Here is a 25311-nt window from a genome sequence, read left to right as displayed (position 1 = left end):
TCGAATTATGATATGGATATTGATTCTCCTTAAAACACTTTGCTATGCCGTCTGCTCACGCCATCTTCTTCATCTTTACGTTCATCTTGGCTACGTTTTCAAACTTTGCTTTTGCTCAACATGAAACGGCCTATACGCAACATCGGCACGATCTGCAAAGCACGCAAGTTGAATACGCCATTGAGTTAGGGTGGGAGTCAAAATTTGTTTCTGAAGGAAGAGACAATCTAAAGAGTGGTGGTGTCTATTGGAGCGGCTTCGCTGCTCAGTGTCAAAACCTAAATGGCTATGCCCGAGTTGGACGCGGCGATCGCGAGCATTTTGTTCGCTGGGAGCTGGGGCTAGAATATACCAACTCTATCACTGATACCCTTGAAGCCACGATCGGTTATCAACGTTTAGAGTTCTATGGTGATGAACGCACAAATGACAATGAGCTTTTCAGCACACTAACTTATAACGGGTTCGGCTGGGTCACTCCATCAATCAATTACACTTATGCTACCGAGGCCGGCGGATATTTTATTGAGCTGGCATTATACGGCGCTTGGCAAGCCAGTCATACTTGGCGTCTAAGCCCCTACGCACTCATTGGTCTTGACTACCAACTGGCGACAGAGCAACACAACGGCCTGAATCATATTCAGTTTGGCCTAGAGTCTGAATATGCTCTATCTCATCATTTAAATCTAACAGGACATATTAGCCATAGCATTGCATTAGATGATATTGAAAAAGAGGTGGGGTATTCGAGCCATGAGCTGAATGAAACATTCGCAGGAATCTATCTTAACTGGACATTTTAACGATTTGACCTAGGCTTTATTTGGGCTCATGGATCGGCCCACGTAAGCCGTATATAAGTCAACCATAGGAGAAACAAGGAATGTTATCCGCCACCCCCGTCCAATCTTTGTTCCTTTCACCACTCGCTCTATTCTTGGTGATATTGTTTTGCCTCTCAACAGTCACAAGCGCCAAGGCAAATACCACAAACAATAAACGTACCTTGCCAATGAACGTCATATTAGATAACCAAGGCAATCCCATTCGCTTCCCACCTCAAACACAGCCAGCATTAGACTATTCGTCCAAAGAGGCTGCAATCGAAACGCCACCTAAGCGCATCAAATCTAGGCAGTCGAAAAGTAAGCAATCATCCGTGCACAAAAAATCTAGCAAGCCATCGAAAAAGCATCTGGCTCAGATTGCAACCGCCGACCATCCCCGCTGCCGCTGGCTCAATCAGCGTCTAAAGCAGCTAAGAAAAAGTGAGCGTCAAGCCGGAAATTCCAAATACGGATATCATGCGCAAGAACGCACTCAGCGTTTAAAAGAGTGGGATTGCTTGAATTGCAAAGGACAAGGCCCATCCATAAAAGACTTAAGGCACTGCCATATTTACCGCTAGTCGCTGGTAATAAGCCACAGTACACCGATTTAAACCCAAAGAATTTTCATCCGCTTTGATGGATACTGTTTGTAATGAATGGTTACTGCAGTCCTGGTTTCGCTGAGTAGCATGTCTTATTGAATTTTTTTATCCAGTGCACCGGTCTTAGCTAATTAGACCGAGGGCATCCCCCATAATATTCCCTTTAAATTGCGCCGATAGTGATATGCTGAATTCACAAGCGCAAGCACAGCAGGAATTCAAACCCCAGCAAACCACCACCGATTGAATTACAGGAATAATGCCCCATATCACTATGATGAAGGCTTAAATGAATTGGAGAATAAGCATGGCTCAACATTTTGACTATATATGTCTTGGCGCAGGTAGCGGTGGCATAGCTTCGGCAAACCGCGCGGCAATGCGTGGCGCAAAAGTGCTATTGATAGAAGCGAAACATGTCGGTGGCACTTGTGTAAACGTTGGCTGTGTCCCCAAAAAAGTAATGTGGTACGGTGCTCATGTTGCCGAAGCACTCAACTTGTATGCGAAGGATTATGGGTTTGATGTCACCGTCAACAAATTCGACTGGAACACGTTAGTTGAAAATAGAGAGGCTTACATTGGTCGGATCCATGAAGCCTATGGTCGAGGTTTCACCAACAATCAGGTCAATTTACTGAATGGTTATGGCCGCTTTGTAAACAGCAACACCATCGAAGTCGATGGAGAGCAATACACAGCAGATCATATCTTGATCGCCACCGGCGGCGCACCGACGATTCCAGATATTCCGGGTGCAGAGTATGGCATTGACTCCGATGGTTTCTTTGAATTAAAACAGCAGCCAAAACGCGTTGCCGTGGTTGGTGCAGGTTATATCGCAGTGGAAGTTGCCGGCGTTTTACATGCACTCGGCAGTGAAACTCACCTGCTCGTCCGCAAACATGCGCCACTAAGAAACTTTGATCCCCTATTAACTGAAGCATTAGTTGAAGCCATGGCCACTGATGGACCGACACTGCATACCCAAAGCATCCCGAAATCGGTCATCAAAAATAGTGACGGCAGCCTGACACTCAACCTCGAGAATGGCAACCAACTGACCGTTGACAGCCTGATTTGGGCGATCGGCCGCTCCCCTTCAACAAATAATATCGGCCTAGAAAACACGCAAGTGGAGCTGGACGCCAAAGGCTATGTTATTACTGATGAGCAACAAAATACGTCGGACAAAGGAATTTATTGTGTAGGTGATATTATGTCAGGCGGCGTCGAATTGACCCCTGTTGCCGTCAAGGCAGGACGTTTGCTTTCGGAACGACTATTTAACGGCATGCATGACGCGAAAATGGATTACAGCTTGATCCCAACGGTCGTGTTCAGCCATCCACCCATTGGCACAATGGGACTGACAGAGCCAGAAGCTGAGGCGCAATATGGTGCCGACAGTATCAAGGTTTACCAATCTGGCTTTACCTCCATGTATACCGCAGTCACCAGCCATCGCCAAGCTTGTAAGATGAAGCTCATTTGCGCAGGAGAAAATGAAACCGTTGTCGGCATTCATGGAATTGGTTTTGGAATGGATGAGATCCTACAGGGCTTTGGTGTTGCCATGAAGATGGGAGCGACCAAAGCAGATTTTGATGCCGTTGTGGCCATCCACCCAACCGGTGCCGAAGAGTTCGTGACCATGAGATAGTGCAAAACGCGACACAGGAAACAACAAAAAGCCGCAGATGAATCTGCGGCTTTTTTAATTTGTGGCAGTTAGTTAAGCACTTCGCTTAGCGAGCTCAAGCTGACAACTCCCGTGGGTAATCACATCAAAAGCATTGGCGAGTTTATCTTCAGCGATAAACCCTCGCTTTTTCTTTAACAAACGCCCATGCTCGTCATAAATCAATGTGGTTGGCGATGCTTGATAGCCACCGATGCTTCTCAAGAATTGTCGCGACGCCAAGAAAGAAGGAAGCTCTTTATGGTAATGCTTCAACTCTTTCTTCAACTGCCGTTTATTTCCACGAGTCCCCACTAAAACGATATTCACAACATCATGGCATTGTTCAAAAGCTTGGGTTAGCACTTCGCCTTGCTTCTTACACCATGGGCAATCGGGTTGATAAATCATCGCCACCGTTGCTAAACCATTATCTACAGATGTAGCTTCTGTGGCGCGGATGGTTTTCAATGAAAACGGCACCGCTTGTGTTGTGAATGATGCAGCACCCATCACAATCAAAAGTGCTGCTATCACGCTGTTTAAGAAGTTGGCTCGCATCATCAAAGGCTCAACAAATTACAGCTTGATTTCTATGCCAGCATACATTTCACGTCCATGAAGTCCGCCATAAATGTAGGCCACATCGTATCCGCCATCCGCATCATAGAATAGTGGTGTCTCACCACCATCAATCTGAGTTTCTTCAAAGATGTTTGATACGCCAGCATAGATTTTCGTGTGCTCTGTCATTTGGTATTGCACTTTTATATCTGACATCGAGAATGCTTCACCGACTAGTGTTTTGGCCGTACTCGGGTCATTGAGCTTGTTGTAACCTTCATAGCCGTATTCCGTCAGATCTTTTTCACCAAACCAAACCGTCGACCAGAACACCTTGAAATTGTCTTTTTCATACTGCAATTCAATACTCGCACGCTCTTCAACTGGTGCAATGGCGTAAGAAGATTTAAAGGCGTCATCGTAGTTAAACTTTTCTAAACCGACATTGACTGTCAATTCATCAGTTACGTTGTAGCCAGCGGTGATATCAAAAGTGGTCACCGACGCACTTTCATCTAGTTGAGTCAGAATTGGCACGCCTGCCTCTGTTTCTTCAAGACTAGCGAGGTTATCCACTTTAGAGTGGGCAATCGACGCGGTCACCGCTAATGCTTCGGTATCATAGGTCAGCGAGTAGCTCGCAGATAGTGACTCTTCTAGTGAATCAATATCAATTTGGTAACCAAGCTCTGCGTCCAATATGCCATGGTCGGTTTCAAAGAAAGAAAGTGGCGCACGGTAACCTTGACCAGCCGAGAATCGAGAAGTCAGCTCATTGGTATGGAAGTAACGCATATCAAAACGTGGGGCAAAAAATGTTTCATCAATTTCAGTGCCCGGCTTACCTTCATCAACAAAGTCAGCGGTCACTTTGTCGAGGCGCATTGCAATCGCGACTTCAACATTGTCCGTTGGTGTCCACGTATCTTGCAGGAATATACCCGTTGTATCGTAATCAAACGCATCACTTTGGTAAGCAGCAACAGCTTCTAATGCATCGGTTGAAGAACGCATTTCTTCACGGCGTGCATCTGCACCAAAGGTAATGAAGTGTTCATCAGAAAGCTCCATATCGAACTTTGCACGGACATAGAGCATCTTGTCATCAGCTTGGTAGTCAATACCTTCATAGAAAGAGTCTTGGACATGCTTCGCGTAGCTCACCGCAAACTCGCCAACCGTTGCGTCACTTAGCTCAGTCAAATACTTGATATATGCTTCATCACGGCTGGTTTCAATCCACTCGGTTGTTTCCCATGGCTTACCAATATATTCATTTCGGACATCATCGTTAACAAATAGTTGGTCTGATTCTTCACCATCATAGCCTGCAATTGCGGCACCAATTGAGCTGACCTGCTTACCAATGATTGGACCACCAAAGATTTCAGATTGAACTTTAGAGAGACGAACTTGAACATTACTGGTGTCTGAAAGGTCTTGGCTAATCAAGGTCGTAAAAGACATGTTTTCGATGAATGGCGCTTCACTTACGCCATTGTCATCATGGTCTTCCTGATCTTGTTTATCGTACTGCGTAATAAGGGTTATACCGGTTTTTCCATCTTCAGACACACCTGTTGCCATGCCCTTCATTGCCGTAAAGTCATGGGAACCCATGGCATAGTCAAAGCTGGCTGAGTTTTCATAAGCTTCTTTGGTGATAATATTAACTGTACCGCCAATTGCTTCCGGCGCAATCAATGAAGCACCAGCACCACGCGCAACTTCAATACGGTCGACACCTGTGGTCGCAATCGCATCGACAGCGTAGAAGCCAGAAATAAGTGTGTGAGTTGGTAAGCCATCAACCAGAATGGTTGTATGCTCACCTTTCATACCGTTCAACATCACGCGCTTTACGCCACACATTGAACATTCATTAGAAACGTTAACCCCAGGCTCATTGTTAATCGCTGCGGTCAAACTGAGTGCATTCTTGTTTTCAATAGCCAGCGCATCGAGAACTTCCGTTTTTTGAATGACATCTTTAAGACGGCCATCTTGATCTAGTTTTTGCCTAAAGTTCCTGACTTCAATGACTTCCATTTCTTGATTTTCAGCTTCTTCAGCAATCGCAGTGAGCGGAGTCACAAGCGGCAAGCTAGCGATAACAGCAAGGTATATCGGAGATAGACGTTTCATTTTTAACATGCACCTAGTAAATGTATCAAAAGACGAGACAATACTAATGCAAATGATATTGATTCTCAATATCATTTATTGACCCAGATCAATTTTTATCTTCCCGTCGCCATTTCCCATGTTGAATTTGTGTTATGGATCAAAAAAGGGCTTCAATCATCCTGCCAATGATGAAAGCCCTAATGCCTAGACACAAAAAAGCCGCATCAAATGCGGCTTAAATCTCAATATTCAGTGCAGCGTTAATAGAATGGCGTTGGGTCGACATCTAAACTACTCGGGGAAACGCCACGTTCAATGTTCAATTCCGATTTTTTCATATCGATCATGGCAACATCGGTATAGCGCTTGTGTTTCAGTGAGTAGAAACATTTCACGACAGGGTGCAAAGCATCACGATCTTTAGATTCCCATACAATTCCCACACGTCCATCACTCAGCTCAACAAGTGAACCCGCAGGGTAAACCCCCACACATCGAACAAATTCATAAACGAGTTTTTGATCTAAATGATGGGGTGTCAAACTCAAGAGGATTTTAAATGCTGCCGCAGGACTCATGGCTTCTTTATAACAGCGAGTTGCAGTGAGTGCGTCATAAATATCAGCGATACAACTCATCCGAGCATGCATTGGCAGTTCGTCACCTTTGAGACCATTCGGGTAGCCGGTACCATCGAGCTTTTCGTGATGCATTAAACAGACATCTTGGCTAATCTGTGAGAAACCCTCAGCTTCACGCATAATTTCTTTGGCAAAGGTTTGATGCATTTTCATGTGCTCAAACTCTTCTTGTGTAAGTCGACCCGGCTTATTTAAGATCTTATCATCGACCTTCACCTTGCCCACATCATGCATGATGCCACCCGCTGCAAGTTGAGCAAGCATCGACTTGTCTAACCCTATATGTTTCCCGAAGGTCACTAACAAAAATGCGACATTCACCGAGTGTTCCAATAAATAGGCATCTTTCGTTCTCAGAGCCGATACACATTTAAATGCATCTGCATCCTGCAACACGGTTTCAATCATGTTGTCAGCAAAAGCCTCTACTGGTGCAACTTCGACGGCTTTTCCTTCAAAGGTTTCACTGAGTACTTTTCGAATTAAATCTTTGGCTTCACCGAGCAAGGCCTGCGCTTTTTGCTGTTGTACATCGCGGTTTTTTTTCGGTTTTAGAGGAGCTGCAGCTTTTTTCTTTAAACCTGAGCCTTCGGAAGAGCGTTCGACATCCACCCAAACAAACTTAATGCCGCTTTTGATCAGTTTTGCTAATGCATCTTTGGTGCGAATTTGCCCTGCATTGGCGATATTCACGCGTCCATTATTTTCAATCGCCTGCACAAACATGCCGATCCGCAATTTAGAAACTGGAACCTTGAGTAGATCTTCTGCTGGAGCGGATTCTTCCACTGTTCTTCCTTAGGGCAATCAACCAAATTTTGCTGTTTATGGCGTGCATACAGCTAAAACGTTGGGAATTTTTTCATTCATGTCAGAACATTGTAACTTTGGCAGACACAAATCACCACTAGCTATTTATGCAAAAAATGTAACAGAAAAGACCAATGCAAGCTCTATCACAGTTTGCTAAATTTTATGCTTCTGAATCACGTTGATGGCTAAGCAAAGCAAGTTTCACACACTCAAATGATTGTGAATTCCAACGGCGATAAACACAGTTTAGGCAAGAAATCAGTTCATCGTCGACCATTTCATCTTCATCATCCTGCATAAAGTAAGGGCATGCATTCGCGGCCATCCGAGGGGGATTGGAATGATGTTTAGAAAACTTAAATACCCAGTGTTCACCACGAAGTTCAAACCAAGTCTCAATTGCTGGTGTCGTACGCTTCATCGCGTCCCCTTTATAAACTAATGATTTTTTAGTTGGCTTCGAGTCGCGTTACACCAAAGTTGGCCATTTTGGTAAACAGGAAGGACAAATTGATGATTCTGAAATACGGCCTTAAGTTTGCCACTGAGATGCAGCGTGGATTCTGGCGGTAACGTTTGTCCATCAATATCGACGACCGCGTCAAGATTGGATGCAGCCAGAACCGAGTTAACCGTGAGCATTGTTGGCGCCAAATTCTTGGTCGCAGTACCGTTTAGGGTCACTTGCCCTTTCATTCGCCCATCTTGCCCCGTTAACCGTAAACCAATGCCAGCAAGCGCCCCAATAACACCGTCGCCAGTGCCACCGTGTTCACTCAAACTCACATGACAGTCTTTGGCAAGCTCGTAAGCTTGTTGCTTTGTTTTCACTTGGCGTTTCGCCTCTAGCCCAAATTGGATTAGTTTTGCCTTCGCCAATGGTGAAGCTTCTAGGTCAACAAGACGTACAACCGCAAGTCCTGGATCTGCAGCCAAAGCAGATTCCGCGACCAAGTGTTCAATGGCAATGGAACGGATTAATTCACAGGGTGAACCGCTAGATAACGTAAAACACATGGCACTATTGTGGGAAGTGTATGGAATATCTGGATGAATATAGAGTTGATGACGGGTTATCGGTGACACCAGACCTAATTCGGCATCAACGAGTTTCTGCGCAACTTCCTGAGCAATTTCTCCGGTACCTTTAGTATCAATATCATCAGTATCATCGATACAGATCAGCCAAGTATTCATGGTCATTCTCTTCAATTTCAATGAGTATTTCGAGTTAGAGATTATGCAAATCTCTCACTCACTAAGCTCTCGCTCGCAAACCCTTGGTTCACTCGTCTGTCGTTATTTATCCAAGCACATAAGTCATTTTCAGCTCGAGCCGCTTTCACCCACCACATCATGGGCAACAAGCTTACGGACAACCATCGGCACCAGTAAGGCTCCAGCAACTGCAAATGCTCCCCCTTGAAAAAATGACATGGCAAACTTGGCTGAAGCAATTTGCCATGTCATCCCTGCAAGTAAACTAACGACACCCGCTTTGGTTGCCCAAGCCAAACTGCCCGCTATGGCGAGAACAAGACAGCGCCACCGTAAGCTGAGAGCCCCCGCACCAAGGAGCAACATGACATCCATCGCAATAGCCGGCACCCCAAACTTAATCAAGAGTAATGGCCCACCCTTTCCGACACCGGCTAGCATCGCAAGTGCGCCCGTAACAAGACCGCAGGCGGTAATGGCGCCAATTCGAGGAACGACGGCTAAACAAACTAAATACATGAACGTCATCAACAGCATCGAGTGACCAGATAAACCCAGTTTCATCCGCAGCAGCCCCTTAAAGGCCACCAGCAACGCCGCACAAAAACCAATAAAAAGTGCACCTTTTAGATCCCAACGCCACATATTCATTCCATCTCCTTAGGCGGTTGCCAGCGTGTCGGGTTTGAATGACGGCCAAAATGACGACTGCGTGCAGCTAAAGCGAGCTGCTGTGAAAGCTTAATCACCTGAATCAGTAAGGGGGCGAGCACACAGCGAACAAACTCTGGCCAATGTTTTGGATTACTGAGTTGCTGCGGAGAAATACGCGCACCACGAAGGCGTTGCAAGTCATAGATTTCACGTAATTCTGTCATCATAAAAGGCAGCATATTGAATGACGCGGCCACAACAAATGCCCAGCGGTATGGCAACAACCTTTGCAGTAAGCTCGCCGTTTGATCTGGGTTTGCAGCCACTGCAAACCACCACGCAGGCACTACAGCCAAAAATAAGCGCAACAAGGCCTCTAACGCACTCGGAAAATCCGCAGCCGTATGAAAAATCAAATAAAGCGTGAGCGTAAAAGCAGTTTGCACAAGCCCAAAGATCAACAAAACCTTCAAACTGGCGCCCAAAAAGTATCCATGAAGTATCAACCCAATCGCCAGCAAACTGAACCATGGTAGATAAACAAAGGGGACGACAAACACACTGCAGGTCATCAACACCACAAGCAGCAATTTATAGCCACTGCCAAACTCGAAGCCGTTTCGCCAGCAATTGCCTAAGCTGCTCTGCCGCCGCTTGCTATCGAGACTCATCCGAACTCCACCGTCTGGAGTAAAGGCAATTTGGCCGAACGAGGGCAGGTGATTTGGGGATGCGGCTGTTCAGATGTTGTTGCGTTGCAGTGTGTTGCTGGATTTAAAACTCCATGTTGAATATGCCACAGGTGTTGTACAGGTAAATCAGGCCAAAGCTTATGGCTAGCAATGACAACGGCGCATCCCTTGCCGGCCAGCTCCAAAATAAGCTTCTGAACGATGGCTCGATAGTGTGCATCTAAGCCCGCAAAAGGGTCATCAAGTAATAACAACTGCGGCCGCAAACAAACAACGCAGGCCAATGCAATCAGATGTTGCTGGCCATATGACAAGCGGTGCGGGGACTGCTGAGCCAGATTCTCCAACCCAATACGTTTTAAGATCTCATCAACCCTTGAAGTCGGTAATTGATAACGCAATAAGCTGAATTCTAACTCCTGTCGCACACTCGACTCGAAGAGCTGACGATTCGGAGATTGTAAAAGCAACGCCAGCCTGTCAGCATATTGACCCAGCTTAGGCGCTTGACCCAATACTTTGATAGGCACATCATCGACATCAGTATGCAACCCCGCAAAATACTTTAATAGAGAGCTTTTACCCGTCCCGTTATCTCCGACGAGCAATGCGATTTCGCCAACATCTAGCCACAAAGGGGTTTGTAATTGGAAAAGTCGCTCGTGGCCTTGAAATGCAAAATCAAATGGCAAACTTTCAATCACTAACGATGACGCTTCCCCAGAGCCATCTTGTTCCACGTTAGAATTTTTGGGTTGGCGCTGAAACTCATACCGTTCTTTCTGGTTAGCGAAAACCTTTGATGATGAGAAAGGTAAAGCGGACCAGGAAACCGGAATCGTGCGTTTGATAAAGTGCTGCGCCTCTATCGACCAGAAGTGGCTGACAAGCTCGGAAAAGCGACTCGGCTCATGCTCCACGATAACGATTGCAATGCCGTCCCGTATTAATTCAGACAGCACATGAATGAGCTCAGTAATGCCAGCTTCATCAAGTTGCGCGCCTGGCTCATCCAGTAATATCAGATCGGGCAGATCAACCAGTTGCGCCGCCAACATTAAGCGATATTTTTGCCCTAAAGATAGATGTTCAATGGGCTGTCGCAGTGACACATCAAGTCCCACCTTCAATAGCACTTGCTGTACTCTTGGCGCCATTTGTTCACTAGGAACAGACAAATTCTCAAGGACAAACGCGACTTCCGCGCCCACTTGTTGCCGTACAAACTGTACATTGGGGTCTTGCATCACCAACCCCACGCGCAGTTGACCTTGCCGCTGAATATGGCCAGTCACCACGCGACGGGCGTCGTCTTGGTAAAGCCCTGCCAATAAAGCAAGTAAGCTAGATTTACCGGAGCCGGTCGCACCCATAACGCAGTGGCATTCCCCCGCGTTGATTTGCCAATTCACCCCATGTAGTAAACGGGGGCGACTGGCATAACCTAACTCAACTTGCTCACATTGGATCAATGCCATACTAGAGCTGCCAGTCGATGCCCACAAAGACCTGTCGTCCAGCTTGGGGCAAGGCCTCACTTTGGACATAGTTTTCATCTAGAAGATTGGTCGCACGCACGTACAGTGAAAGGTTGTCATTCACAATCGCTTGGCGAACATTCACATCAACTAACGTGTAGTCATCAAGTGCGATTTGCTCTACTGCTGTCACGCCTGCAGATTGGGTTTGGCGATAATAGATTTGATCCATAATCCGTTCGGCGTTGAGGCTGACGGTTGTTGCTGTGGCAAACGCATAACTTGCTTGCAGGCGAACTTGTTGGCGTGGCCTGTGCTCTAAGCGATCCAATGAACCATCTGCGTCTTTGTCCAAGGTATCCAAATAGCTGTAGCTTAAATTGAGATCTAACCCATCCCAATACTGGCTGCTCAGCATCAAATCGATGCCCTGAAAACGATAATCGCCAAGGTTTTGATAAATACCATCACCATCTTTTGCTATGTAACCATCGGTTTGAGAATGATGCGCCGCAACCAGAAGTTCGGTCTGTAATCCGAGCTGTTGGTTCACACTGACTTCCAAATGGTTGGAGTTCTCCGGCGTCAATTCGGTGTTGCCTGACGATTGTGAATACAAATTACGCATCGATGGGTAACGTACTTTATGGGCAAAACCAAATGCCAGCTTACTGGCATCATTCAGCCATAGGTAGGTCGATGCCTGTGCCGAGTAGTCTTGTTCATGCCCCTGTTTTTTATCAACGTAGTGATAGGCTGCACCTAATGTTGCACCATAGTTTTCTGTAGATTGGAATTGATATTCGGTAGCAAGGGTATATAGCCACAGGTCATCATCACTCGTCTGTTCTTGCGCTGGCTTTTTCTTGGTCGCTGCTTTCTTCTCGATAGCTTCCCAAGTTTGGTTTTCGGCAATCAGAGCGCTAGTAAAAACACTTTCAGCCGATGGCTGCATGATGGCTTGAATATTTGCACCTTGTACTGTGGAACGGCCATCTTGGGATGCATTAATGTCTTGGTAGGTTGCATCTTCATAGCCATATTCCAAGACATCATTTTGGTTGTAGTATCCAAATCCTCGAAGCGTAAACTCAGGGCTAAAACGATGGGCGCCGCCCAGCTGCAAAGTCTTCTCCTGGTAATCATCAACCCGCTCAAATTTTGATTTGGCATCAGTACTACCATCTCGACTTGGTTTCCCCCAATCGCCTTGTTTAAGACTCAGGTTGCCCGTAAGTGTCGATTGCTCACTCAACCAATATGTTCCTTGGCCGTAAAGACTTTGGGTTTCTCGATCCGCATTATCGCGATCTCCTCGCGCTTGAAATTCAGCGGCCTCATAGTCATCGGACAAAGGAAATCCGTCGCTCTGCTGGTGCGAGAAACTGAGCAAGCCTTGCCAATTTTCTTGTGTTGTTGCCACACTTAAATCGGCGTTCAACGTACTATTGTCACCACCTTCAACTTTGCCCGAGACTACGGGCTCATTCAGGGCACTTTTGGTGATGATGTTAATCACACCACCGGCACCACCCGGCCCATAGAGTACAGAGCTTGGGCCGACACTGACTTCAACCACCTCGATCTGGCTCGTGGGGATAACGCTCGGGTCAAACTGCCCATCATTGGTGTTATTTGCGGGTACGCCATTAACTAGATAAATAATATGTCGCGTTTTCAAGCCGCGAATATCGACTCTGGGGGTACCTTCCCCTCCCACTCTCACATAGAGACCGGGAACATTTTTCAACACCTGATCTAAAGAAATTGCCCCGCTGCGGCGAATATCATCAGCGCTAATTCGCCAATGCGTTGTCGCTTGCTCTATAGCGCTTGGCTGTTCACCATGAACCACGATGACTTCACTGATATTCAGAAGTGGATCTTGAGCGTTCGCATTGGCTTGCGCGTTAAAAGTGGCACATATAGCCATTAGCACTGGTGAAACAACAAATCTATTCCGATTATTCATAGGGCTATTTCTTATCGATGTTAAAAGTCCGTATATTGTTTTGTGAAATCTCACATTTAACAAGGCAAAAACTTCACAAACCGCACCCAGATCGACTTATTGGCACCCCGATACCATAGAAAGCAAGACCAAGAAGACAATTTGTCCACAAAGCACCGAAAGCCAGACACAATTACCATGATGGTGGCTAGCTAAAATTAAACTATCAAATCTTCGGGCAGCTCACAGGCTGGCTGCTTAATTCTTGACAGTTTTAGGGTAGGTCATTACTTTGTGGGAAAGATTCTTATTCCCAAATCTTAAGCAATAATCTGGTTACGTCTTCCAACACACCAGTCTGATACCTATTTTTGGAGTTTTATTTGTCTGCTCAACCCTTGGCAATGGCGATACAATCCATTGTCGACAAGCTCAATCAAGTGAAGCATTCCTCAGCACTAGAACCCATTCTGCAAATCTCTGCAGACGTGTGTCCTTTGCCGATGCTCGCTTGGCTGTCTGCGCAGCAAACATTTCCAAGGATTTATTGGCACGGGCGAGACAAAACAGAAGAAGTTGCAGCGATAGGAAGTTGCTATGACTTTAGCTTTGAAGATGACGTCGATGACAATACGCTAGCAGAAACCTATCACCAGCAATGCATGTTGTCGAACAACCATGACATTCGCTATTACGGCGGCGTGGCTTTTGATCGAACCATTCCCTGTTGGCCGGAATTTGGGCGAGCAAGGTTTGTGCTCCCGAGAATAGAATTTAGAAGAAGTGGTGATCAGCACCGACTCATTGTGAACTTGAAAACTGACCCTGAAGTTTTAGCGCAAGAGTGTGATAGTGCTATCGCCGCACTACAGGAGTTAACACCTGCACGGCCACTACCGCCACCGCATAAACTGACTCCTATGGGTCGATGTGACCGCCCAGAATATAACCGCTGGAAAGAGCTCGTTGAGCAAGTCACCAATAAAAAGTTTAATCAAGACACACCGAAGGTTGTGCTGTCTCGTTTAACCCAACTCGAAGTAAACGACGATATCGATCCTTGGATGGTTCTCGCTTGCTGGCAAGCTCGTAACCCGAATAGCTTTCAGTTCGGTTTTCAGTTCAGTCACGAACGCGCTTTTATCTCTTGCTCTCCGGAGCGCTTATATCGTCGTTGTCAGCAAGAGCTCTACACGGAAGCCTTAGCTGGCACCACAACTCGCGGATTCACTCCAGAAGAGGATAGCCAGCTCGCGCAAGCCTTACTGGATGACACAAAAAACAGTCATGAGAATCAACTCGTTAGAAGGCACATTGTCGACACGCTCAACCCGTTGAGTAACTATGTCGGCGCTGAAGAACGCCCTACAGTTTTCAAGCTCAACCATATTCAGCATTTGCACCGTTCAATTCGTGCAGAGTTACGACCTGGGGTGACTGACTTTCATTTGCTTCAATCCTTGCACCCAACGCCTGCTGTCGGTGGCTTGCCCCGTCATTCAGCTATGAGCTTTATTCGTCAACGTGAAGGCTATATGCGTGGCTGGTATGCTGGTGCGTGCGGCTATTTTAATAAATATGAAAGTGAATTTTCTGTGGCGATTCGAAGTGCTCTCATTGAACCCGGCCGGATTAACTTATTTGCTGGGGCTGGCATTGTTGCCGGATCCGATCCAGATACAGAGTGGCAAGAGCTAGAGAACAAACTCGCGACCATCATGTCTATCTTAGTTGAATTATAAAATCACTCGCAATTCTCTTTCCTGAATATCCGTAACGGACCCGCTTAAAAAATACACTTGCATCCAACCAACCAATCTCTATAATGTGCCGCCCTATCTCTGCAATACTAATAATGATAACAGTAGATAGATAAACAACGAGATAAACGGGTTCCCTCACCCCGTTCAGTTCAGACTAAAAAGGCCACAAGATGTTATTACTTTCTGAAGCGCAGATCCGTCGCGCACTCACCCTATTGGTGAGCTTTCATATTCTGATTATTTGCGCCAGCAATTACTTAGTACAGATCCCTTTTCAAATTTTCAGCTTCCATACCACTTGGGGCGCATTTAGCTTCCCATTTGTCTATTTAGCAACTGATTTATCGGTGCGTATATTTGGACAACGACATGCACGGCAAATCATCCTGAAAGCCATGGTCCCCGCATTACTGATTTCTTATTTAATCGGCGTGCTATTTCATCAAGGACAATACCAAGGTGCAGCGTCAATTCTTGCGTTTAACAGTTTTATTTTCAGAATTGCATTTGCTAGTTTTGCCGCATACCTAATGGGGCAGCTAATGGATGTCAGTGTATTCGCCCGCCTTAGACAAGCGAAAACTTGGTGGTTAGCACCGGCGGCTTCGACCATCGTTGGTAACCTCGTCGACACCATTATTTTCTTTAGCGTTGCCTTTTATGCTTCAAGTGACGCCTTCATGGCCGCAAACTGGCCGGAAATTGCTACTGTAGATTATGGTTTTAAATTGTTAGTAAGCCTAGGTTTGTTCTTACCCGCTTATGGCGTACTGCTGCGAATACTGCAAGAAAAAATTCTGCAAACCAAGCCACAAACTTACGCTCAATAATGACGCCAACTGGTCAGACCTGATATAATCCTGTTCAATTTTTGAACCTGTGTCGCTAGCTTTTGCTAGCGACTGATTTATCAAGAGATACCAACATGTATTCAATCACGATTGAGCGCTTCACCGACATTGATCAAGACGCGCTTATTCTAATCAATGATCTTCTTCTATCCATCCCCGAGTTTGCAACCCCGTACACTCAAGCAGAAGTGAGTACTCGCTTAGCAAGCAAATCCTGCTTACTACTCCTGGTCCGTGTTGAAGGTGAAATCGCTGGATTTAAATTGGGTTACGCCTTAAATCAAGACATTTTCTATAGCTGGCTCGGCGGTATTGTTCCAGACTTTCGAGGATTGGGGTTAGCAAACCAGCTCTTAAACGCGCAAGAGAATTGGGTCAAATCCCAGAGATATCGCATGATTGAAGTGAAGACACGCAACTGTTTTCGCTCGATGCTAAAAATGCTAATCCACAATCAGTATCAAATCATCGCAATGGAGCAAGACCAACAAGAATCGCTCCAACACAAACTGCATTTACAGAAGGCAGTATCAGCGATTTAAAGAAAAATAAAGATCACACTTGATTTATTAAATGATAATCATTATCATTTAAGTCGTGTTCCGAACTCGAACAAACTAATAGCCTCTCATCTCATTAGTTTGCTTGCGACTAGGGTTAATGCACGACATTGCTCACACTCTTTAGCCAAGTATCTTCGATGCTTGGCTTTTTTTTGGTTGAAATTACCAGATGATTCATTTCAATCAAAAGATGACATTTATCACAACAAAACGGCAAAACACCCTTGCAAACGCAAATGATAACGATTATCATTCTTGCGTGTTCTGAAATCGACTTAACGAATGAGTTCCCTGTTCATTCTTTAATCTAAAGTAAGGCTAGTACACGACATTGCTCACATTAATATTTTTAGCCAAGTGTCTTTGATACTTGGCTTTTTTTTGTCATCAACTTAACTAGCAGATTGCTGGTTCAACTCAGAAAAGTGTAAGCCTTCATAGAGATTGTCGGATTGTTCTTTCGCATGATGATGCAACCAAATTGTAAATATGGTGCCTTTACCAACCGTTGAACTCACTTCAATTGTGCCACCAAGACGCTTAATAATTCCGTAGCTCAGTGATAGCCCGAGACCTGTACCATCCTGACGAGTGGTATAGAAAGGGTCAAAAATTTTCCCGAGCAGCTCACTTGGAATTCCGTCACCCTCATCTTCAACTTCAATTTTTGCGCCGATAATTTCGTCCTGAACAATCCAGTCTGCGGTGCGCAGCCAAATTTGACCGTTTTCGTCCATTGCATGCGCGGCATTCACCACTAAGTTGATCAGCACTTGTAGCAACTGAGGACGATTGACCTCTACAGGCATGCTTGCGTTGAGGTCAGTATGTAGAATCACTTCTTGTTGCTTAATCGAATGGCGAACGAGAACCAACACCTCTTCAACCACAGGCGTCAATTGATGCATTTCTAGTGGTGCATTGAACTCCCCGGGCCGACTATATTGCAGTAGGCTACGGATAATGGTGCTAATACGATCGACTTGTTGGATGACGGTATCAATTTCTTCTTTCACCACGTCAGCTTGATCACCAAGTTCATAACGCAGCAATTCCATATTGCCTAAAATCACTGCCGTCGGATTATTAATCTCATGGGCTATACCGGCAGTCAGCTCACCTAAAGCGGTCAATTTTTCATTGGTCACAAGCTGTTGGCGGGTTTCATTCAATAGCGCAACGTTCCTTTGCAACTCAAGCGTTCGTTCGCGCAAACTGCTGGTTCGCTCTTCAACTTTCATTTCCAATTGCTCAGCAGCAGACTGAATTTGAACATTTCGTTGTTGTAAAAGGTCCAGCATGCGATCAAACTGTTCAGCCAAATTTGACAGCTCATTCTCCCGATCCAGCCCCAGAGATCCGATGCGCAAGTTGCGGCCAGATTGCACAGCTTTAACCACATGATGGATCCGCTCAATCGGTTGTAACAAACTATAAGCGCCGCGATAAACGAGTAAACCAGAGCCGAGCAATACGACCATTAGCATGGCACCCAGCTCTATGATATTCAGCAGATAATTATGGATAAATGGTGATTCAGAAAATCCGGCATAAATCATACCGATCCGTTTTCCATGTATATCCTCAAGCGGTGCGTAAGCGGAGATAAACCAATCATTAAACACGAATGCGCGATCCACCCAAAACTCCCCTTGCTCTAGCACTTTTAGTCGAACTTCTTCAGAGACAAGGCTCCCCAGTGCTCGCCCTTGTGGCTGGCCGCTATCCGGAAAAAAATTTAAGGGTACATTGGTACTTACACGAATATTGTCAAGAAATACGGTCACCGTGCCAATTGAGTTTTCAGGTAATGTGCCCTCGTCGTAAACCAAATCGCGGATATGATCGACAATCCGCGTATCTCGATTCAATAAAATGCCACCATCCAAATAAAAGTTCACCTTGCCATTGGCATCGGGAACCGGCACTAAACTTCGACTCAGTAAACCTCGGCTCTCAATATCTTTTTCAGGGCGAAGGGCTCGTAGCGTCCTCATTAAGGGGATTTTTGCTTTCACCGCTAAAAGTGGGTCGATAGTTTGCAGTTGTTCCGTTGGCAAGACCATTAAGCCAGTATACGACTGCTGCGCATTCACATAAGGCAACATTGCACTGAGATTTGGATCTTGGCTGACGGATTTCTTGCTAATCAAACGCAGAAAGTCGAGTGACAGTAACTGCCGCTGCTGTTGCAGCAATTGCTGAATCGCGGGGTTAGTTGGACTAGATAAGAGATCTGCAGATAAAAATTCATTGTTGAAGTCCCATGAACGAACCACTGAATTTAATTGCTGCTGTTGCCGAAGTTGAACATAACCAAGGGTATTGTTTGCGACAGTCAAATCAGCTTTGACCTTCATAAACAACTGCTTTCCTGTATAGCTAATATTCCAATAGATGGTGATAAATACAAGACTGATCAGCGTGAGCAAAATCGGCAGCAAAGTCAGGATCAAAATACGATACCTGACTTTGGCTTGCATTTGAGGCCAACTGACCCCCATGACACGCTTTAGCAGCGACATCTCTATTCTTCCTTATCTGCTGTACCTTCTTGCCACTCTTTGTATTTACGATCGAGAGTTTTACGCGATACGCCAAGCTCTCTTGCAGCCGCTGATTTATTGCCTCCCATGGAGTCAACAACTCGGGTCACATGGCTTTTCTCGACTTGTTTTAAGCTCCAATCCAATGGATAGCCTTGCTGGGCAATTGCTTCTTCAGCCACACTCGCCATTTTGCAATACTCGGCAGGAGGCTTACCTAAAAGAATACAACGCTCAATCATATTGCGGAGTTCTCGGATATTTCCAGGCCAATCATGCTGCTGGAGGCTGATCAAGTCTTCGTGGCTCCAAATCACCTCTTTCACCCCGAGTTCAGAGGTCAATTGCCGAGTAAAGTGATGGCTGAGTTCAACGATATCTTCAGGTCGCTCACGCAATGGCGGGATCAATATATCAAGCACATTAAGGCGATAATATAAATCTCTACGGAAATTGCCGAGCTCAACTTCATCTGCAAGTTTACGGTTCGTCGCGGCAATCACACGCACATCTATACTAACTTCTTTTTCACTGCCGACGGGACGAATTACTTTTTGTTCCAGCACTCGAAGCAATGCGGTTTGCATCTTCAGCGGCATTTCGCCAATTTCATCGAGGAAAATTGAACCACCGGAAGCAAAGCTAAATAGGCCTTCACGATTTCCTTTCGCCCCTGTATAGGCGCCCGCAACATGACCAAACAGCTCACTTTCAAGTAACTCTGGCGCAATCGCGCCACAATTCACTGGGACAAAAGGGCCTTGCCTTCCACTTAACTGATGCAGCTGTCGCGCCACCAGCTCTTTACCTGTGCCGGATTCGCCCTCAATCAAAATAACAGCATTTGTCGGTGCAACCCGCTCTATGATGTGCTTGACCTCGGTCATCGCATCACTACGGCCAATGATAGTCGAAGAGTGACTGATGGACATTTCTCGTCGCAGCATCAAGTTTTCACGCTTGAGTAAGCGCCGTTCGATACAGCGATCGACCGCCTTCATCATTTGCTCAAGGTGGAATGGCTTCATAATAAAGTCAGACGCACCCGCCCGTAATGCTTGAATGGCTACTTCCATATCTGCATAACCGGTCATAAAGATAATATCGGAACGACGCTCTTTATCATCTAGCGCTTCATGCCATTCAATGCCCGAACGACCCGGCAAACGAATATCGACCAACAGCAGATCAAAGTGACAACGACTCCGTAGTTTTTCTGCATCCTCAACGCTGGCAGCCGTCTCTACGAGAGCAAATTTTTTAGAGAGCGCCTTTTTCAAGAAGCTACGCATGCCGGGTTCATCATCCACGATGAGAACTGATACGGCGGAGGGAAGGGGCTTTACAACTTTATCCATTTGGCTCATCTTGTCTTCTTGTAGACATTTTGACTCATTATAAGTAATTCTAGCACCGAAAATCAGCCAATAGGTCACTATGGACCAAATGAAATGATGCTGGAGACAATTTGTCTAACGGTTAATTCTGTAAGCTGGGATCTGGTTCACGATTTTAACTGAGTTTAATGATAAACGGCAGCTTAAATTGGCCAACCAAGGCTATATTCACGCTGGCACTCAACTTGCTTTATGCAGCCAAGAAATATGGAAAACGCCAAACAGGGTGTCAATCAACACCCAATGGTAATACTGACCCCCAAGGAGTAACAATGTTGAACTTAAAGCACTTAGTCCATGTCGCCATTGCGGCCAGCCTGATGATTGGCATGCCAACGAACGCCGAAGAAATTGTCAAACTGGCCACCACGACAAGTACTGAGAACTCGGGCCTTTTGAAGCACATACTTCCAACATTTGAACAGGGATCTGGCTATAAGGTACAAGTCATTGCCACAGGAACTGGGAAAGCACTTAAGCTAGCCCGTCAAGGCGATGTTGATATCGTCATGACACACGCACCAGCAGCTGAAGCCAAGTTTGTCGCAGAAGGACATGGTCATACACCACGCGGCATTATGGAGAACGACTTTGTGATCTTGGGTCCGAAAAATGATCCAGCAAAAGCCCGTAGCGCAGCGACCGCCGAAGAAGCATTTGCAAAAATAGCAAAATCTGGCGTGCCTTTTGTTTCCCGCGGAGACAACTCTGGCACCAATATGAAAGAACTCAACATATGGAAGAATGCTAAGGTTGAAACAAGCTTTAAAGGCTATACTCAAGTCGGCCAAGGAATGGGGAAAACCCTGCTCATGGCAAATGAACTGCAGGGATATACACTATCAGATCGCGGTACTTTTATTGCGTACAAAGCGAAAATAGACTTAGGCGTCGATTATGATGGCGGAAAAGCACTTGCGAACCCATACCAAGTTATGTTGATTAGCTCAAAAAAATATCCAGAGCTAAACCATCAAGGAGCAAAAGCACTCAGCGATTGGCTCATTAGCAAAGAGGCGCAAACCATGATCAATAACTTCAAAGTGAAGGGTGAGCAGCTCTTTAAGGCGACTTACCAGTAATGGATGGTAGCTGGTCAGCTCTTATACAACAGGCCTTCGGCCTGTTGTTTTCATTTGATCCTGAAGTATGGTCCATCATTAGCGTCTCTTTTTCCGTCTCACTGGCGGCACTACTTATCACCTTACTGCCTTCAATGTTACTCGGGTTTACCCTTGCATTTAATCAATTCAAAGGCCGCTGGATTATCACCAATATCATTCAAACCATGCAGTCGATACCGACGGTAGTGATTGGTTTATTTGCCTATTTATTGTTAACTCGCAACGGTCCATTTGGTGATTTACGCTGGCTATTTACCCAGCAGGGCATGATTATTGGTCAAATGATGATTTGCGCTCCAGTCCTCGTGGCGCTGAGCCAAGCAGCATTTACCAGTATTGATCGCCGCGCTTGGGAAACAGCGCGTACTTTGGGCGTCTCATGGCCACGTGCGGTTTGGGCACTATGCCGTGAATTAAGAGTACCGCTGCTTTTAGCAGTAATTGCAGCATTCAGTCGAATTTTAACTGAGGTTGGTTGCTCCATGATGGTGGGAGGCAATATTATGGGTGTGACTCGCAATATGCCGACAGCAATTGCTTTAGAGACAAGCAAAGGTGATTTTGCCCAAGCAATTGCACTGGGGTTAGTATTACTCATTCTTGCTTTAATCCTTAATTTTACGCTGGGTATGCTGCGCGGCAAAGCCCAACCTCGGAGCCATTAACTGCATGATTAAACTTGTCGCTACAGATTTAAAAATGCAATTTGAACATCGAACCTTGTTTGAAGCGAAGCACTTGCATTTTTGTCAAGGCGATGTCGTCCATTTGCGAGGAGATAACGGCTCAGGTAAGTCAACTCTGATGAAAATACTCGCCGGTATACAAACGCCAACCCAAGGTAAAATTGAGGCCCAAGGCTTTCAACCCGGCCCTTGGTGGCGTTCAGACTCTTTGCTTGGCAAGGCGCTATATCTGCATCAGCATCCCTATTTATATGATGGCAGTGTTGAATACAATATGACTTACGCACTTCCTGCCCCATTGCGCGAACAACCCGATATTAAGCAACGCATCAGCGAAAGCATTCTGCATGCAGAATTAGGACATCTACTCCAGCAAAACGCGACACTTCTCTCTGGGGGAGAACGACAACGCCTTGCCATTGCGCGTGCTTATATTATGCAGCCCAAGCTGTTGATGTTAGACGAGCCCACCTCCAATATGGATAAGGATTCTCAACAGTTAGTGCTCAACATGATTGCCAAGCTCAAACATCAAGGTACGGGGCTTTTAATTAGCAGTCATCAATCTTGCGAGCTGACTCAGTTATGCCATCAAGAGTGGAAAATAGCCCAGCAACAAATTACGACTTCTGCTAACGTAACCTCAAGTTATCAACCTTTGTCGACCATCGCGTCGAGTCAAAGTGAGCAAACCAAACAGGAACAACAATATGTCAGTGCAAATTGATGCCGTGATACTTGCTGGCGGCATGGCGCGCAGGATGGGCGGCAATGATAAAGGTCTCGTCCTCCTCAATGGGCAACCGATGATCCAGCACGTTATCGATAAGATCGCCCCACAAGTTGGGAACATAACGATCAACGCCAACCGTCATCAGCAACAATATGCTGAACTCGGTTATGACGTGATCAGCGATCAAGACTCTGGCTACTTAGGCCCTTTAGCGGGTATGGTCACGGCACTGACTCAAACCCATGCTGACTTGCTGATGGTGGTTCCTTGTGACTGCCCTATGCTACCAAAGGAGCTAGTCTCAAGAATGCATCAAGAGTTGTTAGCGAATGATGCTGAGTTAGCCGTTGCTAGTGATGGCAAGCGTGAACAACCCGTTGTTCTACTGATGAAGCCTTCCTTGCACCAATCAATGAAAGCATTTTTAGATGATGGCCAGCGTAAAATTGATATGTGGTACGCCCAACACCGCTATGTTGTGACGAGCTTTGAAGACCAACCCAATGCATTTGTTAACGTCAATACGCCTGAACAAAAGCAACAACTTGCTAATACTTTGGCAAAATAAAACTAGAGGTGACACGTGAGCAACTCATTTAAAAACCCACTTTCTATCCCGGTTCTGGGTATTTGTGCATACAGCGGTACAGGCAAAACGACCTTGTTACGTCAGCTCATCCCTTCTCTTGCCGAGCAAGGTATACGTGTTGCCGTTGTTAAACATGCGCACCATGACTTTGACGTTGATGTGCCAGGCAAAGATAGCTACGAGGTGCGTAAAGCTGGCGCAAAACAAGTTTTGGTTGCTTCTCATGTTCGATGGGCACTGATGACCGAAGCACCCTGCGAGGGTGATCCACAGCTGACGCACCTGTTGTCTCAAATTGAAGTCGACAAAGTGGATATGGTGTTGGTCGAAGGCTTTAAAAAGCTAACTTTACCCAAAATTGAGTTACACCGCGCCGCACATGGGCAGCCTTTTATTTACCAAAACGATAACAACATTCTTGCCATTGCTTGTTGCCAAGATACCCTGCTGCCACAAGAAATTCAGCGCCTAGATTTAAATAATGTTCAACAAATATGCGACTTTGTCACCAGCTATGTGAATAACTGGCAAGCCCCTGCACTGAAGCTGCCTCTGACACCCGCGTGTGGTTGTGATGTCGCCGATAGCAAGAGCTTATCTGTGTGCCAAGGTGTGGAAAAAATCCTGAGCTATGTTGAGCCAATCACAGCTGCAGAGCCCGTAGCACTTGATGAACTCAATGCCAGAGTTCTGGCTACCGACGCAGTTTCTCCAGTCAATGTGCCGCAACATACGAATTCAGCAATGGATGGCTATGCATTTGCATTGGCCGATCCAATGCCAGAGCGATTTACGCTGGTTGGCGAGGTCATGGCGGGCTACCAATACGCAGGAAAAATTCAAGCAGGCCAAGCGGTAAAAATTATGACCGGCGCTCCGGTTCCCGAGGGTGCAGACACGGTTCAACCAAGAGAAATGGCTCATGAGGAGCAAGGTTATGTTCGTTTTGACGGACCGATTAGCCTTGGCCAGCATGTCCGCCAAGCCGGTGAAGATATCGCCAAAGGTGCAGTGGCGCTGAACGCCAATCAACGCTTAGGCCCAGCGGAACAGGGGCTTTTAGCTTCACTAGGGTTTGCCGAGCTAGCGGTCATTCGTCGACCTAAAATCGCTATATTCTCAACTGGAGACGAGGTCTGCGAGCCAGGGCAAGCATTAAAACCAAGCTGCATTTATGATTCCAACCGCTTTACCGTGAAATCCATGGCGAAAAAGCTCGGTTGTGACGTCATCGACCTCGGCATTATCGAAGACTCTGAAGCCGCACTCGCAGCGGCATTATTAAAAGGTGCAGCACAAGCAGATGTCATTATCAGCTCTGGCGGGGTATCTGTTGGGGATGCCGATTATATTAAAACGGTACTTGAACAAGTTGGGCAAATTAATTTCTGGCGTATCAATATGCGTCCAGGGCGACCACTTGCTTTTGGACAAATCGATAACAAGTTGTTTTTTGGTCTACCAGGCAACCCTGTTGCAGTTATGGTTTCGTTTTTACAGTTTGTGCAACCGGCCTTACGTAAATTAGCCGGTGAGTCACAGTGGCAAAATCGACTGATCCCTGCGATTAGCGATGTTGCATTACGCAGCCGCAAGGGACGTACTGAATTTACGCGCGGAATATATCAACTTGGGGATGATGGCCGTTTACACGTAAAAACAACCGGCGCACAGGGGTCTGGTATGTTGAGTTCAATGGTTAAAGGCAATTGCCTCATCGTTATTGATGAGCATGACGATGCCATTGAAGTGGGCGCACAAGTCTATATACAACCTTTTGCCGACTTGCTCTAAAGCGAAGTTGC

General features: G+C 46.0%; 22 protein-coding genes. 11 read left to right on the top strand and 11 right to left on the bottom strand.

The genetic code is table 11. From position 1 onward, the window contains the following. Positions 1-44 precede the first annotated feature (44 nt). From IEY18_RS09450 to gorA, 3 genes are all read left to right on the top strand, one after another. A complete protein-coding gene (locus IEY18_RS09450; RefSeq protein WP_188920143.1) occupies positions 45-806 on the top strand; it encodes a hypothetical protein in 762 nt (253 codons plus the stop codon). A gap of 80 nt (positions 807-886) precedes the next feature. Then, on the top strand, positions 887-1411 hold the full coding sequence (locus IEY18_RS09445) for a hypothetical protein (RefSeq protein ID WP_188920141.1): 525 nt from the start codon (positions 887-889) through the stop codon (positions 1409-1411). A 331-nt stretch (positions 1412-1742) separates the two neighbouring features. Beyond that, a complete protein-coding gene (gorA, locus tag IEY18_RS09440) occupies positions 1743-3098 on the top strand; it encodes a glutathione-disulfide reductase (RefSeq protein WP_188920139.1) in 1356 nt (451 codons plus the stop codon). Positions 3099-3170: 72 nt separating this feature from the next. Here gorA and IEY18_RS09435 read toward each other — a convergent pair whose 3' ends face one another. From IEY18_RS09435 to IEY18_RS09395, 9 genes are all read right to left on the bottom strand, one after another. After that, a complete protein-coding gene (locus IEY18_RS09435) occupies positions 3171-3680 on the bottom strand; it encodes a TlpA family protein disulfide reductase (RefSeq protein WP_188920137.1) in 510 nt (169 codons plus the stop codon). 15 nt (positions 3681-3695) lie between these two features. Next, positions 3696-5825 carry a TonB-dependent receptor plug domain-containing protein gene (locus tag IEY18_RS09430; protein ID WP_188920134.1) on the bottom strand — a complete coding sequence of 710 codons (2130 nt, stop codon included), beginning with the start codon at positions 5823-5825 and terminating at the stop codon, positions 3696-3698. A gap of 242 nt (positions 5826-6067) precedes the next feature. Beyond that, positions 6068-7237, bottom strand: a complete 1170-nt coding sequence (locus tag IEY18_RS09425; protein ID WP_188920132.1) for an HD-GYP domain-containing protein — start codon at positions 7235-7237, stop codon at positions 6068-6070. A gap of 184 nt (positions 7238-7421) precedes the next feature. Continuing rightward, positions 7422-7682, bottom strand: a complete 261-nt coding sequence (locus IEY18_RS09420) for a hypothetical protein (RefSeq protein WP_188920130.1) — start codon at positions 7680-7682, stop codon at positions 7422-7424. A 17-nt stretch (positions 7683-7699) separates the two neighbouring features. After that, positions 7700-8458 carry a DNA-binding protein gene (locus IEY18_RS09415; RefSeq protein ID WP_188920128.1) on the bottom strand — a complete coding sequence of 253 codons (759 nt, stop codon included), beginning with the start codon at positions 8456-8458 and terminating at the stop codon, positions 7700-7702. A 129-nt stretch (positions 8459-8587) separates the two neighbouring features. After that, positions 8588-9130 carry a core component of ECF transporter gene (locus IEY18_RS09410; RefSeq protein WP_188920126.1) on the bottom strand — a complete coding sequence of 181 codons (543 nt, stop codon included), beginning with the start codon at positions 9128-9130 and terminating at the stop codon, positions 8588-8590. Further along, positions 9127-9804, bottom strand: coding sequence for an energy-coupling factor transporter transmembrane component T family protein (locus tag IEY18_RS09405; RefSeq protein WP_188920124.1), 678 nt, complete (start codon positions 9802-9804; stop codon positions 9127-9129). Before IEY18_RS09405 ends, IEY18_RS09410 begins: the two co-directional genes overlap by 4 nt. After that, positions 9801-11303, bottom strand: a complete 1503-nt coding sequence (locus IEY18_RS09400; protein WP_188920122.1) for an ATP-binding cassette domain-containing protein — start codon at positions 11301-11303, stop codon at positions 9801-9803. Before IEY18_RS09400 ends, IEY18_RS09405 begins: the two co-directional genes overlap by 4 nt. 1 nt (position 11304) lies before the next feature. Beyond that, positions 11305-13275 carry a TonB-dependent receptor plug domain-containing protein gene (locus IEY18_RS09395; protein WP_188920120.1) on the bottom strand — a complete coding sequence of 657 codons (1971 nt, stop codon included), beginning with the start codon at positions 13273-13275 and terminating at the stop codon, positions 11305-11307. A 362-nt stretch (positions 13276-13637) separates the two neighbouring features. Between IEY18_RS09395 and IEY18_RS09390 the strand changes: the two genes are divergently transcribed. From IEY18_RS09390 to IEY18_RS09380, 3 genes are all read left to right on the top strand, one after another. Then, entirely contained in the window at positions 13638-14996 is a 1359-nt protein-coding gene (locus IEY18_RS09390; protein WP_373290734.1) for an isochorismate synthase, read from the top strand. Between the two features lie 191 nt (positions 14997-15187). Next, positions 15188-15847, top strand: coding sequence for a 7-cyano-7-deazaguanine/7-aminomethyl-7-deazaguanine transporter (locus tag IEY18_RS09385; RefSeq protein ID WP_188920118.1), 660 nt, complete (start codon positions 15188-15190; stop codon positions 15845-15847). A gap of 95 nt (positions 15848-15942) precedes the next feature. Continuing rightward, entirely contained in the window at positions 15943-16410 is a 468-nt protein-coding gene (locus tag IEY18_RS09380; RefSeq protein WP_188920116.1) for a GNAT family N-acetyltransferase, read from the top strand. A gap of 413 nt (positions 16411-16823) precedes the next feature. Here IEY18_RS09380 and IEY18_RS09375 read toward each other — a convergent pair whose 3' ends face one another. Continuing rightward, a complete protein-coding gene (locus IEY18_RS09375) occupies positions 16824-18956 on the bottom strand; it encodes a sensor histidine kinase (protein ID WP_188920114.1) in 2133 nt (710 codons plus the stop codon). Positions 18957-18958: 2 nt separating this feature from the next. Beyond that, entirely contained in the window at positions 18959-20344 is a 1386-nt protein-coding gene (locus IEY18_RS09370) for a sigma-54-dependent transcriptional regulator (protein WP_188920112.1), read from the bottom strand. A gap of 302 nt (positions 20345-20646) precedes the next feature. On the opposite strand from IEY18_RS09370, the gene IEY18_RS09365 reads away from it, so the two are divergent. The 5 genes from IEY18_RS09365 to IEY18_RS09345 are packed head-to-tail and all read left to right on the top strand — an operon-like array spanning position 20647 to position 25300. Further along, entirely contained in the window at positions 20647-21456 is an 810-nt protein-coding gene (locus tag IEY18_RS09365) for an ABC transporter substrate-binding protein (protein ID WP_188920110.1), read from the top strand. Then, a complete protein-coding gene (locus IEY18_RS09360; protein ID WP_188920108.1) occupies positions 21456-22163 on the top strand; it encodes an ABC transporter permease in 708 nt (235 codons plus the stop codon). The genes IEY18_RS09365 and IEY18_RS09360 overlap by 1 nt, the downstream gene beginning before the upstream one ends. 4 nt (positions 22164-22167) lie before the next feature. Continuing rightward, on the top strand, positions 22168-22911 hold the full coding sequence (locus tag IEY18_RS09355; RefSeq protein ID WP_188920105.1) for an ABC transporter ATP-binding protein: 744 nt from the start codon (positions 22168-22170) through the stop codon (positions 22909-22911). After that, positions 22895-23485, top strand: coding sequence for a molybdenum cofactor guanylyltransferase MobA (mobA, locus tag IEY18_RS09350; RefSeq protein ID WP_188920103.1), 591 nt, complete (start codon positions 22895-22897; stop codon positions 23483-23485). The genes IEY18_RS09355 and mobA overlap by 17 nt, the downstream gene beginning before the upstream one ends. Before the next feature lie 15 nt (positions 23486-23500). Next, positions 23501-25300: a bifunctional molybdopterin-guanine dinucleotide biosynthesis adaptor protein MobB/molybdopterin molybdotransferase MoeA gene (locus IEY18_RS09345; protein WP_188920101.1), complete on the top strand. Its 1800-nt coding sequence runs from the start codon at positions 23501-23503 to the stop codon at positions 25298-25300. Positions 25301-25311: the final 11 nt, after the last annotated feature.

Origin of the sequence: Shewanella gelidii (assembly GCF_014647855.1) — a bacterium.
In the GTDB taxonomy this organism is placed as follows: Bacteria; Pseudomonadota; Gammaproteobacteria; order Enterobacterales; family Shewanellaceae; genus Shewanella; species Shewanella gelidii.
The sequence above is the reverse complement of the archived record's forward strand: the minus strand, read 5'-3'. Positions and strand labels throughout refer to the sequence as shown.